A 12,435-nucleotide genomic window follows, 5' to 3' on the forward strand; every position below is an offset into this window, starting at 1 on the left:
CTATGCGCGTGCCGATTGCCTGAGGTGGCGCGCGCAGCCCGCCAGCGCGATGGTGTCGTCCGTGATCAGGGTGACGGGGATGTCCCGCATGATCGCGCTATAGGGGCCGCGCGCGGTGAAATGCGCCGCGAATCCGAGGTCGCGAAGATGGGGCGCGATGGCGCGCGCCGTGCCGCCGATCAGGTAAAGCCCGCCCATCGGCAGATGATGCAGGCAGAGATTGCCCGCGACCGCCCCGAGGATCGTGGTGAACAGCGTGAGCGCCCGGGTGGCGCGCGGGTCGGTGCCCTGCTCATGCGCGGCCACGATCTGTGCCGAGCTGAGCGCGGCCCCCCCGAGCCAGCGGTGAATGCGCATGAGCCCCGGACCCGAAAGCGCCGCCTCGACCGGGAAATGGGGGTGGGTTTCGCCAAGGTGGCGGATCAGGGCGTTGGCCTGCGGGTCCGCCATATGCGGAAGGGCGGAGTGGCCGGATTCGGCGGGCGGCACGAAGAGGTTCCTACCGCTCCGGTAGACCACGGCGACATTGCAGCCGGTGCCAAGGCCAAGGACAAGGCGGGTGGCGTCGGGGGGCGGGGGCGCGCCGTCAAAGAGCGGCGTAAGCGCCGCGGGCGGCACATCGTCAAGCGCGTAGCCCTGCGCCTGAAGATCGTTGATCAGGTGGACCCGCGCCGCGCCGGTGGCAGCGCTCAGATCGGCGGCGGCGATGAACCAGTCGTGATTGGTGAGCTGCGCGTCACCGTCGCGCACCGGCCCGGCCACCCCGGCGCAGAGCGCGCCGATGGGGCCGGGTTCCGTTTCGCGCAGATAAGCCGCAAGCAGCGGCGCAAGCCCGCCGAACCCGGCGTTTTCGTAGGAGCGCACGGTGTCGGGCAGCACGCCGCGCGCGTCGGCCAGGCCGACACGGGCATTGGTGCCGCCGACATCCGCCAGCAGGTGGTGTTCAGTCATCGCGCCAGCGCGCCATCAGGGCGCGCGCGGCCTGCGCGAGCAGGACCACATCGACCCCGACCGCCAGGAACTGCGCGCCCCAGTCCCGATAGGTCAGCGCGGTGTCATGATCGGTGGCCAGGATTCCCGCCGCCTTGTCGGATGCGGCGATGCGCGCCAGCGCGTCGCGGATGGTGTCTCGCACCGGCCCGGCATTGCTGTCGCCGGGATAGCCCATGTCGGCCCCGAGGTCCGAAGGGCCGATGAACACGCCATCCACCCCGTCAACCGCGAGGATCTCGTCGAGTGCGTCGATCCCGGCCGTGGTCTCGACCTGCACCAGCAGGCAGATCTGCGCATTGGCGGTGGTGGTGTAATCCGGGATCTGCGCAAAGCGCGACGCCCGCGCCAGTGCCGCGCCCGAGCCGCGGATGCCGTCGGGCGGGTAACGCGTGGCGCGCACCAGATCGCGGGCCTGCGCGGCGCTTTCGACCATTGGGATCAGGAGCGTCTGCGCGCCCGCGTCGAGCACCTGCTTGATGGCCCAGGCCTCGCCCATCGGCAGGCGCACGACCGGCGCGCTGTGACCGGCTTCGAGCACCTGCAACTGCTGCATGATGGTGCGCAGGTCGTTGGGGGCGTGCTCGCCGTCGATCACCAGCCAGTCGAACCCGGCGGTGGCGACGACCTCGGTGGCGTAGGCGTCGGCGAAACCCGCCCAGCACCCATAGAGCATCCGGCCCGAGGCGAGCGCGGATTTGAAGCGGTTTTCGGGGGCGGGCATCGGACATCCTCCTGTTGACTGGCGATGACCATAACTCCGCGCAGGCAAGGAGTTAACCCTTGGCGGTGGCGTGGCGGCGCAGAGATGGACAGGTGCCCGGCGCTGTGCTTTTGTCGCCGCATGAGAACCGATGCGCGCCTGCCCTATCTTGTCACGGCCCTGATGGTGCTGGTCTCTGCCGCCCTGTTGCTTGCCATGGGACGCGCGCCAATCTGCCCTTGCGGATATGTCGATTTCTGGGGGCCGGTCGGCAGCGAGGAGGCCAATATGCAGCTGGCCGACTGGTATACGCCGAGCCACCTGCTGCATGGCATCCTGTTCTACTGGGCCTTGTGGCTGATCGTGCCGCGCATGGGGGTCGGCTGGCGGCTGGTGATCGCCACGGCGGTGGAATGCGGCTGGGAGCTGCTTGAGAATACCGACGCGGTGATCCGGCACTACCGCGAGACGACAGTATCGTCGGATTATATCGGCGACAGCGTGCTGAACTCGGTCTCGGACATCGTGGTGATGTTCCTTGGCTTCTGGATGGCGCGGCGCTGGCCGGTCTGGGTGTGCGTCGCGACGGTGATCGGCTTCGAGGTGCTGACGACCATCGTGATCCGCGACGGGCTGGCGCTCAATGTGCTGATGCTGCTCTGGCCGATCGACGCGATCCTGGAATGGCAGACGGCGGGCTGAGGCATGGAATAGCTGCGCGGGCTTTACTTTCGAGGCCGGAAGCCGCACAGATCCAAAGCATGAACGATCATGTCAAAGGCCTTCTGATTACCGCCATAGGTGTCCTGTTCGTGGTGCCGGATTCGCTTTTCATCCGGTTGATCGACGCCTCGGCCCCCACCGTCACTTTCTGGCGGGGGATGATCTCGGGGTCATTCATCCTTGTGGGTGTGGTGGCCGTGATGGGGCTGCGCGGTTTCCGAGGGGTCGCCAAGACAGGTCTGCCGGGGCTGATCTATACGATCCTGATTGCCGCCACGGCGCCGGGATTCGTGCTGGCGGTGACATGGACCAGCGTGGCCAATGTGGTGTTCATCATCGCCTCGATGCCGGTTTTCGCAGCGATTTTCAGCCGGGTTTTCCTGGGCGAGACGATCAGCCGCCGCATGGTTCTGACGATGATGGGCGTGTTCGTGGGCCTTGGGATCATCGCCTGGGGCTCGGGCGAGACCGAGGGCGCGTCATGGCAGGGCGATCTGGTGGCGCTCTGCGTCTCGGCCAGTTTCGCGGCGGCCATGACGGCGGTGCGCAAGGTGCGCGCCACGTCGATGATTCCGGCGATTCCGCTGGCCTATATCGGTTCGGCGCTGGTGGTCTGGCCCTTTGCCGATCCGGGTGTCGTGTTGCCCGACCAATGGCACCTGGTGCTGGGGCATGGCGCGTTCATTACCGTGTCGACCTGTCTTCTGACCCTCGGGCCGCGCTATATTGCATCGGCCGAGGTGGCGCTGTTGATCCTGCTGGAATCGGTGCTTGCGCCGCTTCTGGTCTGGGCGGTTATCGGCGAAGACCCCGGACCATGGGCATTGGCCGGGGGTGCGGTGGTGATCGGTGTGCTGTTCGTATCGAACCTCTGGGTGCTGCGCTACCGGCGGCGGATGCGCAACGTCCCCCAGCCAAGGGTCGGTCCGCCGGTCGAGTGACCCAGGCGCGAAGCGACAGTCAGACCCCGATATAGCGATCCACGATGGAATGATCGGCGCGCAGGTCCTCGGCGTCCATCACCGCACCGCCGCGCCCGTTTTCAAGGAACGCCACCCGGTCGGCCAGCGACAGCACCGCATCGACGCGCTGTTCCACCAGAAGCACGGCGACACCGGCGGTGCGCATCCTGGCGATGACCTGGCGGATCGCCTCGATCATGGAGGGTTGCAGCCCTTCGGTCGGCTCGTCGAGCAGCAGTGCCTTGGGGCGCAGGCACAGCGCGCGGGCGGTCGAAAGCATCTGTTGCTCGCCCCCCGAGAGGGTCTCGGCGCGCTGGTTAATCCGTTCGCGAAGGCGGGGGAACAGCTCCAGCACCTCCTCCAGCGTGTCGCGCCCCGAGCCGCGCGCCTGCAGGCCGATTTCCAGGTTCTGCGCCACGCTCAGTCCGGCAAACAGCCGCCGCCCCTGCGGGATATAGCCGATCCCGGCGCGCGGGACGTGATGGGCGGGCAGGGCGCTGACCTCTTGGCCGTCCAGGAGGACGCGGCCCGACATCAGCGGCAACAGCCCCATGATCGCTTTCATGCAGGTGGTCTTGCCCGCGCCGTTGCGCCCCAGAAGGCAGACGATCTCGCCCGCGCCGACGCTGAGGGAAAAGTCGCGCAGCACCTGCGCCTTGCCATAGCCCGCGCTGATTGCATCGAGTTCCAGCATCATCCCGTCCCCAGATAGGCGGCCTGAACGGCGGCGTTTTCGTGGATCTCCGCTGGTGTGCCGTCGGCCAGCACGGTGCCGCCATCGAGGACCGTGATACGGTCGGCCACGTCCATCACCACGCTCATGTTATGTTCGATCAGAAGGATGGTTGTCGCCCCCTTCAATTCGCCGATCAGCGCCTTGAAGCCGTCGATCTCGCTGTCCGAAAGCCCCTGTGTCGGCTCATCCAGGATCAGGAGGCGCGGCGCCTGCACCAGCCCCATCGCCAGTTCCAGAAGCCGCTGGTGGCCGTAGCTGAGGTTGCCTGCCGCCTGTCCGCCAATGTCCCGGGGCAGGCCGACACGGGCAAGGGCGCGCTCAACGGCGTCTTGCACCGCCGCGCCCTTGAGGCGGCGGCGGGCCGCAAGGGCGAGGTTTTCGCGCACCGGCAGAGCGTGAAAGACCGAGGTGATCTGGAACGTATAGGCCATGCCAAGCCCGATGCGTTCATGCGCGGGCAGGGGGGTAATGTCGGCCCCGTCGAACATCACCCGGCCAGCCGAAGGTGTGATGCGCCCGCAGATCATGCCCACCAGCGTCGTCTTGCCTGCGCCGTTGGGGCCGATCAGCGCGCGCGCCTCGCCCGGTGCCAGATCGAGATCGACATCGCGCACCGCCTGCAGGCCGTCGAAATGCTTCGAGAGGCCGCGCGTGGACAGAAGCGGCGCGCCGCTCATGGCAGCCATCCCCAGAGCCTGCGGCGCAGCTCTCCGGCCAGCCCTTGCGGTGCGAACAGCGTCAGCACCACCAGCGCCACGCCCGCGATCAGCATGTAGGCGGTGGTCAGCCCCGAGCTGAGATCGATGAGGTAGAACATGAAGAGCGTGCCGAGGAATGGCCCGAGAACCGTGCCCGCGCCCCCCAGAAGCACCCAGAGCAGCGGGAAGATGGAATATTGCACGCTGGCGAAGCTGGCGCCCGCATAGCCGAAGAGCAGCCCGTAGACCGCCCCCGCCAGTGCCGAGATCGTGCCCGAGACGATCATCGCGCCCAGCTTGTGGGCGTGGGTGTCATAGCCCAGCATTTGCACGCGTTCCTCGTTTTCGCGGATCGCCACCAGCACCCGCCCGAAGGGCGCGCGCACCAGCCACAGGCTGAGGGCGAGGCAGACCGAGAACAAAAGGAGCGCCGCAAGATAGCGGTTGGTCGGATCGCTGAGGTCGATCCCCCAGAGCATGCGCCGCGCGGTCTGGATCACGAAGCCCTCGTCGCCGCGGGTGTATTCGCCGAAATAGAGGATCGAGAGATAGCCCGCCTGCGCGAACATCAGGGTCACGATCATGAAGGCGACGCCGGTGGTGCGCAGCGCCAGCATCGCCAGCCCCGCCGAGACCACGAGCCCCGCCAGAAGCCCCGCCAGCAGCGCCGGGGCAGGCGAGAACCCGGCATACTGAATGGTCAGCGCCATGCCATACATTCCGGCGGCGAAGAACAGCGCGTGCCCGAGGCTCAGAAGGCCCGTGTAGCCGAACAGGATATTATAGCCGATCGCATAGCTGGCCAGCACCATGATCCGCGCAAGGTTGCCGTGGTGATAGGCGGGCAGCACGAATTGCAGCCCCAGCAGAAGCAAGAGCAGCCCGCCATGCAGGGCAAGGATGCGCCGGGTCTCGGGGCTCATCGGCGGCGCGTCCCAAAGAGGCCCTCGGGGCGAAAGACCAGCACCAGCCCCACCAGAAGCGTGGCGATGATCTTGGCCAGCGTCGGCGAGAAGAAGACCGAGATGATCCCGTCGCTCAGCCCGATCAGCACGGCGGCCAGCACGGTGCCGGGCAGGCTGCCAAGCCCGCCGATGATCACGACGATGAAGGACAGAAGCAGCGGGTCGGCGCCCATCAGGTAATGCGCCTGCTGGATCGGCACGATCAGCACCGCCGCCAGCGCCGCCAGTGCCGCGCCCATGCCGAAGACCAGCGCATAGACGCGTTCGACCGGGATGCCGAAGGCCAGCGCCATGTCGCGGTCGGCTTGCGTTGCGCGCATCACCAGCCCCAGCCGGGAGCGCGCCATCATCAGCCACACCCCCGCCAGCACCACGCAAGCCGCGCCGATCACCGCCAGCTTGTAGCTCGTGGTCCCAAGGCCCCAGGGCCAGATCACCTGCCAGCCGGATTCGCCATGTTCGATCCAGGGCAGGGCGATGCGCTGATTGAACGGCGCTTCGACCGGGCGGGCCTCGGGGCCGTAGGTCATCAGGGTCAGTTGCTGGAGGATGTAGAGCAGCCCGATCGTGGCGACGATGGTGCGTTCAGGGTCGTAATTCAGCCGCTTGAGAATGGTCATGTCGGCGGCGGCGGCGATCCCTCCCACTGCCAGCGGCGCGATCACCAGCGCGGCCGCGAAGCCGATGGCAGGATGTCCCCCGACCGTCTGTGCCACCCACCAGGCGATCACCGCGCCCAGCATGAAGAACTCGCCATGCGCGATATTGACAACCCGCATGACGCCGAACACCAGCGCCAGCCCGACCGCTGTCAGCGCCAGCACCGCCGCCGTCACCGCCCCTTCGAGCGAGGCCAAAAGGATGTAGGGTCCAAGTTCCATGACGGCCAAGGGATGCCCCGGCACGTCGCGCAGAGCAAGCGAAATGGCCCGTGATGTGATGTTTTGCCCCCGCTGTCATGCGCGGTGCCGCACTGTCAGCCGCCCTGACGCATCATCCGGAACACTGCCGAGGCGCCCCAGCCCGCCACGATGGCGATGGCCAGCGACATCAGCCCGTAAAGCATCGCCTGTTCACGCGACATGGTGAAAAGCCAGCGTTCGAGTCCCACCTTGCGCACGTCGATTCCGGTCTCGAACTGCGACACGACCTTGCCGCCGCGCGTGAGGAAGATGCGGGTGCGGTATTCGCCCTCTGTCAGGTTTGCGGGCAGCTCGAATCCGACGCGGAACAGGGTCTGTTCCTCCAGCGACACCGCGCCTTCGAGAACCTGATAGGCGTTCTGACGCATGCGGATGCGGATCAGCGCATCGGTGAAGGCCTGCGAATCCTCGATTTCAGCGGGCGCACCGACCGAACGGATCGCACTGTTGATCGAAATCCTGTGGCGCAGATCCTCGACATTGGACAGAACGTTGGCAAGCGGCTGGCTGGTCGCCACTGCATAAAAGCTCGGGGCCGAGTCGATCCCGACCGAGTCGGTATTCACCCAGATCCCCAGAACCCGTTCCTTGCGCCGCACGGTCAGGGGTTTGGACGGCCCGGCAATGGTCACGATCACGTCGAGCGGTTCCTCGGGGATGGGGGCTTCGCGCTTGACCGCGCCGAACACGAGAATCTCGGAGCCCTCGAAGGTGGTATTGATGCGCACCTGGTCGCGCGACAGGCCCATGACGACCTCTTCGGCCTTGAGCGGCAGCGCCAGCAGGGCGATCAGGAGCGCGAGCCGCAGCATCTCAATGCCCTCCGGGCGCGGCGATGGAGTAAAGCTCGGAAGGCTGCAACAGAAGGTCGAGCGCCAGCTTGAAGCACACGACCAGCACCATCAGCGCCAGCAGGATGCGCAGCTGTTCGGCCTTCATCCGCGTGCCGATCTGTGTGCCGACCTGTGCGCCGATCACGCCGCCCACCAGAAGCAGCACCGCCAGAACGATATCGACGGTGTAGTTGGTGGTCGCGTGCAGCATCGTGGTGAAGGCGGTCACGAAGATGATCTGAAAGAGCGACGTGCCCACGACCACCTTTGTCGGCATCCCCAGCAGATAGATCATCGCCGGGACCATGATGAAGCCGCCGCCGACGCCCATGATAGCGGCCAGGATGCCCACCGCGACCCCGACCAGGACCGGGGGAATCACGCTGATATAAAGCCCCGAGGTGCGAAACCGCATCTTGAGCGGCAGCCCGTGGATCCAGTTGTGCTTCTTGCGCTTCGGGATCACCTTGCCCGAACGGGTCTGGCGGATCGCGCGCAGGCTTTCAAAGAACATCATGCCGCCGATCACGCCAAGAAAGACGACGTAACAGAGCCGCACCAGCAGATCGACCTGACCCAGGGATTTCAGGTAGTTGAACAGGATGACGCCAAACGCCGCGCCGATCAGGCCGCCCACAAGCAACACCGTGCCCATCCTGAGATCGACCGTCTTGCGCCGCAGATGCGCCAGGACCCCCGAAAAGGATGAGGCGACGATCTGGTTGGCCTCGGTGGCGACGGCCACGGCGGGCGGGATGCCGATGAAGAACAGGAGCGGGGTCATGAGGAAGCCCCCGCCAACGCCGAACATGCCCGAAAGAACGCCCACCATGCCGCCCAGCCCCAGAAGGAGGAAGGCGTTGACCGACACCTCGGCTATGGGCAGATAGATTTGCATGGCTGTTCCTAGACGCAGTTCTCGTTTCATTGCAAGGGATCAGGTGCGCAGAGAGCCGTCAGGCCCGATCAATTTCTGTAAACTGGACTTATCTTTTGGATTTTCTGGCTTGTTGCGGGGTCGCGACCAGACAGCGGCGCAGGATCAGCGCATCCACGGCGTTTGCGTCGCGCCGGTAGTATCCTGTGCGCCGCGCGGCCTCGTGATATCCCGCCATTTCATAAAGCGCGCGCGCCGCGTTGTTGTCGGCCGCGACCTCCAGGAACGATGTTTGCGCGCCCCGCGCCATGGCTTGCGTTTCATAGGCGACAAGCGCGGCGCGCCCCAATCCCTGACGCAAGCTCTCGGGGGCGGTGGCGAGGGTCAGAAGCTCGGCCTCGTCCGCGATCACCCGCCCGAGGGCAAAGGCGCGCGAATCCCCGACGGCAAAGACATGCGGGCTGTCGAGCAGATCCGCGAATTCGGCTTCGCTCCAGCCACGGCCCTGCCCAAGAAAGGCGCGGCCATGCAGGGCGGCCATCACGGCGGGCGTCATGGCGTGTGCCATGTCAGTCCAGCATGACCGGCGGCGCATCCCGCGAGGGGGCGGCATCCGCCGGTTTCACATAAAGCGGTGCGGGTGCGGGTGCCGGGGTCGGTGTGCCTGCGGCCACCCGCGCGATCGCCTCGGCCAGGTCGGCAGGTGGGGGCAGTTGGGCGAGCGCAAGGCCGGTGGCGGCGGCCTCGTCGGGCTGCATGAGCCGCGCGGCGCCGCCCTTGGGCTTGACATAGAGCATTCCGCGCGGTGCGGGCAGGACCGGCAGGTGCATGCCGGTCGCGCCATGCGAGATCGCATCGAAACCCGACACGCCGATGGCCGGGATCTCCAGCGCCAGCGCCAGACCGCGCGCCGCCGATACCGAGATCCTGATACCGGTGAAGTTGCCCGGACCGACCCCGACGCCGATCCGGCCCAGATCGCGCCATGTCACGCCCGCATCCGCCAGCATCTCTTCGATCAGCGGAATCAGCCGTTCGGCCTGACCGCGGCCCATTTCTTCGGCGCGGGCGTCCAGCAGCCTCTCGCCAGACAGCAAAGCGGCCGCGCAATGCGCGGCCGATGTATCGAGTGCCAGTGTCAGCGCGCCGTCAGACACCAACGGGGCGCACCTCGGTCACTTCGGGGATGTAGTGGCGCAGCAGGTTCTCGATCCCCATCTTCAGCGTGATGGTCGAGGACGGGCAGCCCGCGCAGGCGCCCTGCATGTGCAGATAGACGACGCCGCGCTCGAAGCCGTGGAAGGTGATGTCGCCACCATCCTGCGCCACGGCGGGGCGCACGCGGGTGTCCAGCAGCTCCTTGATCTGGCCGACGATCTCGGAATCCTCGCCCTCGTGGTCGGCATGGCCGGAGGAGGCGTCGGCATCACCGGTCATGACTGGGGTGCCGGATTGGAAATGCTCCATGATCGCGCCCAGGATGGCGGGTTTCATGTGATCCCACTCCGCGCCCTCGGACTTGGTCACGGTCACGAAATCATTGCCGAAGAACACGCCGGTCACGCCCTGCACACCGAAGATGCGTTTGGCCAGCGGCGAATTATCGGTCGCCTCGGCACTTGCGAAATCCGCCGTGCCCGCTTCGAGAACGGTCTGGCCGGGAAGGAATTTCAGCGTCGCGGGGTTCGGGGTGGACTCGGTCTGAATGAACATGGGTCGGGCCTTTCCAGTGGATGCCTTACGATATGCGCGCGCATGGCCCGGCTGTCAAGGTTTGGAACGATTCTAAACTGGACCCGAAGCCACCGCGCGCGCCCTCTCAGACGCCGCGCGCGGTGGTCTTGTGCGGGTCAGTCGCGCAGCAATTCGTTGATCGCGGTTTTCGAGCGTGTCTGGGCGTCCACACGCTTGACGATCACCGCGCAATAGAGGTTCAGGTTGTTCTTGGTGGGCATCGAGCCGGACACCACCACCGAATAGGGCGGCACCTCGCCGATGAAGACCTCGCCGGTTTCGCGGTCCACGATCTTGGTGGATTTGCCGATATAGACGCCCATGCCCAGCACCGAGCCCTCGCGCACGATGCAGCCCTCGACCACCTCGGAACGCGCGCCGATAAAGCAGTTGTCCTCGATGATGGTGGGGCCGGCCTGCATCGGTTCGAGCACGCCGCCGATCCCGACGCCGCCCGAAAGATGCACGTTCTTGCCGATCTGCGCGCAGCTGCCCACGGTGGCCCAGGTATCGACCATCGAACCTTCGTCCACATAGGCGCCAAGGTTCACGAAACTGGGCATCAGCACGACACCCGGCGCGATGAAGGCGGATTTGCGCACGATGCAGTTGGGCACCGCGCGAAAGCCCGCGTCGCGCCATTGATCGTCGCCCCAGCCCTTGAACTTGCTGTCCACCTTGTCCCACCAGCCGCCGCCCTGCGGGCCGCCGGGCTGGATTTCCATGTCCTTGATGCGAAAGCCCAGCAGAACCGCCTTCTTGGCCCATTGGTTGACGTGCCAGTCGCCGTTCTCCTGTCGCTCGGCCACGCGCAGCTTGCCGCTGTCCAGCGCCTCGAGGGTGGTCTCGATCGCCTCGCGGGTCTCGCCGCCGGTGGACGGGGTAATGGTGTCGCGCGCCTCCCAGGCGGCTTCGATCGCTTGCTCAAGTTGGGCGTTCGACATCGGCTTCTCTCCGTCAATCTGGTTCTGTCTCTTGGGGCATGACCTATACGTTCCACAACCGCCCGGCGCAATAAGTCAAACAGCGCCCGATCCAAGGCCGGATATGGCGCAGATGGCTTCACTTGGCCGCGCGAACCGGCTACGCCTGAAGCGAACATGCAGACAAGGACCGCCCGACATGGATGACGACCGTCACAGCCAGTTCCGCGACGCCCATACCGACCGCAGCAGCGCCGAACAGGTGCCCGACACCCCCCAGACCCGCGCTCCGGCCTATCGGCTGGCCTTTGCCGACCCGGATTTCATGCTGCGCGACGAATTGCGTCCCGTGCGCCTTCAGCTCGAGCTGCTCAAACCCGAGTTGATCCTCAACGAGCGCAGCATCGAAAGCACCGTGGTGCTGTTCGGCGGTGCCCGCATCCCCGAACCCGACAAGCGCGATACGGCCCGCACCGAGACCCTTGCGGACCTGTCGCGGTTCTATGACGAGGCGCGCGAATTCGCGCGGCTGGTGACGATGAAATCAATGGCCAGCTATGGGCGCGAGCTGGTGGTGGCCACCGGTGGCGGCCCCGGCGTGATGGAGGCGGGCAACCGCGGCGCGGACGATGCCGGGGGCGCGTCGATCGGGCTCAATATCGTGCTGCCCCATGAACAGGCCCCGAACGAATACGTGACGCCGGGCCTGTGCTTCAATTTTCACTATTTCGGCATCCGCAAGATGCATTTCCTGATGCGCGCCAAGGCGATATGCGTCTTTCCCGGCGGGTTCGGCACCCTTGACGAGATGTTCGAGGCCCTGACGCTGATCCAGACGGATCGCATGAACAAGGTACCATTCCTGCTGTTCGGCGAGGACTTCTGGCGCAAGATCATCAACTGGGATGCGCTGGCGGACGCCGGCACGATCAGCCCCGAGGATCTGGAGCTGTTCAGCTTTGTCGAGACCGCGCAACAGGCGATGGAGATTATCGACGCCTGGTATGACGATCAGGCCTGCTGACCTGCGATCACCCGCCGGGCGGCGCCACACGGGGCGCACCGCCCGGCCCGGCGGATCATGTGATATCGTGTGTCAGGCCGCGTGGGCCGGCAAAGAACACAGAAGGCTGCCCCGGACCAGCGAGGTCACGATTCGGCCTTCGGTCGTATCCTTGATGGCATAGCCATAGCCACGCAGGCGATGTTGCCATTCGCGTTCGGAAACCGCCATGCTGCGCTCGCGCAGGAGCAGGTTCAGGATCTCCGTTTCCGATTCACTCGTATATTGTTTCATCGTTTCCAGCCTCAAAACAGTTATCGGTGAAACAACGGATAGAATCGCGGCGTGGCGACAATCGTTCGGAA

16 protein-coding genes are annotated in these 12,435 nt (G+C 65.9%); 3 read left to right on the plus strand and 13 right to left on the minus strand.

Going from position 1 to position 12,435, the window contains the following annotated elements; translation table 11 throughout:
* Together N5A93_RS16655 and N5A93_RS16660 are read right to left on the minus strand one after the other, a co-directional pair.
* A complete protein-coding gene (locus tag N5A93_RS16655) occupies positions 1-951 on the minus strand; it encodes a glucokinase (protein ID WP_268956231.1) in 951 nt (316 codons plus the stop codon).
* On the minus strand, positions 944-1,714 hold the full coding sequence (locus N5A93_RS16660) for an aldolase/citrate lyase family protein (RefSeq protein WP_268956232.1): 771 nt from the start codon (positions 1,712-1,714) through the stop codon (positions 944-946). The genes N5A93_RS16655 and N5A93_RS16660 overlap by 8 nt, the downstream gene beginning before the upstream one ends.
* A gap of 120 nt (positions 1,715-1,834) precedes the next feature.
* Here N5A93_RS16660 and N5A93_RS16665 point away from each other — a divergent pair, with 120 nt between their 5' ends.
* Positions 1,835-2,395 carry a DUF2585 family protein gene (locus tag N5A93_RS16665; RefSeq protein ID WP_268956233.1) on the plus strand — a complete coding sequence of 187 codons (561 nt, stop codon included), beginning with the start codon at positions 1,835-1,837 and terminating at the stop codon, positions 2,393-2,395.
* Positions 2,396-2,454: 59 nt separating this feature from the next.
* Positions 2,455-3,357: a DMT family transporter gene (locus N5A93_RS16670; RefSeq protein WP_268956234.1), complete on the plus strand. Its 903-nt coding sequence runs from the start codon at positions 2,455-2,457 to the stop codon at positions 3,355-3,357.
* A 19-nt stretch (positions 3,358-3,376) separates the two neighbouring features.
* Here N5A93_RS16670 and N5A93_RS16675 read toward each other — a convergent pair whose 3' ends face one another.
* The 10 genes from N5A93_RS16675 to dapD all read right to left on the minus strand — a co-directional run bounded on the left by N5A93_RS16675 (position 3,377) and on the right by dapD (position 11,088).
* Complete coding sequence (locus N5A93_RS16675; RefSeq protein ID WP_268956235.1) at positions 3,377-4,072, minus strand: ABC transporter ATP-binding protein; 696 nt, start codon at positions 4,070-4,072, stop codon at positions 3,377-3,379.
* Complete coding sequence (locus N5A93_RS16680; RefSeq protein ID WP_268956236.1) at positions 4,072-4,791, minus strand: ABC transporter ATP-binding protein; 720 nt, start codon at positions 4,789-4,791, stop codon at positions 4,072-4,074. Before N5A93_RS16680 ends, N5A93_RS16675 begins: the two co-directional genes overlap by 1 nt.
* Positions 4,788-5,735, minus strand: a complete 948-nt coding sequence (locus N5A93_RS16685; protein WP_268956237.1) for a branched-chain amino acid ABC transporter permease — start codon at positions 5,733-5,735, stop codon at positions 4,788-4,790. Before N5A93_RS16685 ends, N5A93_RS16680 begins: the two co-directional genes overlap by 4 nt.
* On the minus strand, positions 5,732-6,658 hold the full coding sequence (locus N5A93_RS16690) for a branched-chain amino acid ABC transporter permease (RefSeq protein WP_268956238.1): 927 nt from the start codon (positions 6,656-6,658) through the stop codon (positions 5,732-5,734). Before N5A93_RS16690 ends, N5A93_RS16685 begins: the two co-directional genes overlap by 4 nt.
* A gap of 95 nt (positions 6,659-6,753) precedes the next feature.
* Positions 6,754-7,512: a TIGR02186 family protein gene (locus N5A93_RS16695; RefSeq protein ID WP_268956239.1), complete on the minus strand. Its 759-nt coding sequence runs from the start codon at positions 7,510-7,512 to the stop codon at positions 6,754-6,756.
* 1 nt (position 7,513) lies between these two features.
* Complete coding sequence (locus N5A93_RS16700) at positions 7,514-8,431, minus strand: sulfite exporter TauE/SafE family protein (RefSeq protein WP_268956240.1); 918 nt, start codon at positions 8,429-8,431, stop codon at positions 7,514-7,516.
* Between the two features lie 88 nt (positions 8,432-8,519).
* On the minus strand, positions 8,520-8,966 hold the full coding sequence (locus tag N5A93_RS16705) for a GNAT family N-acetyltransferase (RefSeq protein ID WP_268956241.1): 447 nt from the start codon (positions 8,964-8,966) through the stop codon (positions 8,520-8,522).
* A 13-nt stretch (positions 8,967-8,979) separates the two neighbouring features.
* Positions 8,980-9,567, minus strand: coding sequence for a tRNA (adenosine(37)-N6)-threonylcarbamoyltransferase complex dimerization subunit type 1 TsaB (gene tsaB / locus N5A93_RS16710; protein WP_372920725.1), 588 nt, complete (start codon positions 9,565-9,567; stop codon positions 8,980-8,982).
* Positions 9,560-10,123: a NifU family protein gene (locus N5A93_RS16715; protein ID WP_268956243.1), complete on the minus strand. Its 564-nt coding sequence runs from the start codon at positions 10,121-10,123 to the stop codon at positions 9,560-9,562. Before N5A93_RS16715 ends, tsaB begins: the two co-directional genes overlap by 8 nt.
* A 137-nt stretch (positions 10,124-10,260) precedes the next feature.
* The gene (gene dapD, locus N5A93_RS16720; protein WP_268956244.1) at positions 10,261-11,088 is read right to left on the minus strand and encodes a 2,3,4,5-tetrahydropyridine-2,6-dicarboxylate N-succinyltransferase; all 828 of its coding nucleotides are present in this window, start codon (positions 11,086-11,088) and stop codon (positions 10,261-10,263) included.
* A gap of 178 nt (positions 11,089-11,266) precedes the next feature.
* Here dapD and N5A93_RS16725 point away from each other — a divergent pair, with 178 nt between their 5' ends.
* Positions 11,267-12,091 carry an LOG family protein gene (locus tag N5A93_RS16725; RefSeq protein ID WP_268956245.1) on the plus strand — a complete coding sequence of 275 codons (825 nt, stop codon included), beginning with the start codon at positions 11,267-11,269 and terminating at the stop codon, positions 12,089-12,091.
* A 72-nt stretch (positions 12,092-12,163) separates the two neighbouring features.
* Here N5A93_RS16725 and N5A93_RS16730 read toward each other — a convergent pair whose 3' ends face one another.
* On the minus strand, positions 12,164-12,364 hold the full coding sequence (locus N5A93_RS16730; RefSeq protein ID WP_268956246.1) for a hypothetical protein: 201 nt from the start codon (positions 12,362-12,364) through the stop codon (positions 12,164-12,166).
* Positions 12,365-12,435 lie beyond the last annotated feature (71 nt).

This window comes from Roseovarius salincola (assembly GCF_026891095.1).
GTDB classification, from domain to species: Bacteria; Pseudomonadota; Alphaproteobacteria; order Rhodobacterales; family Rhodobacteraceae; genus Roseovarius; species Roseovarius salincola.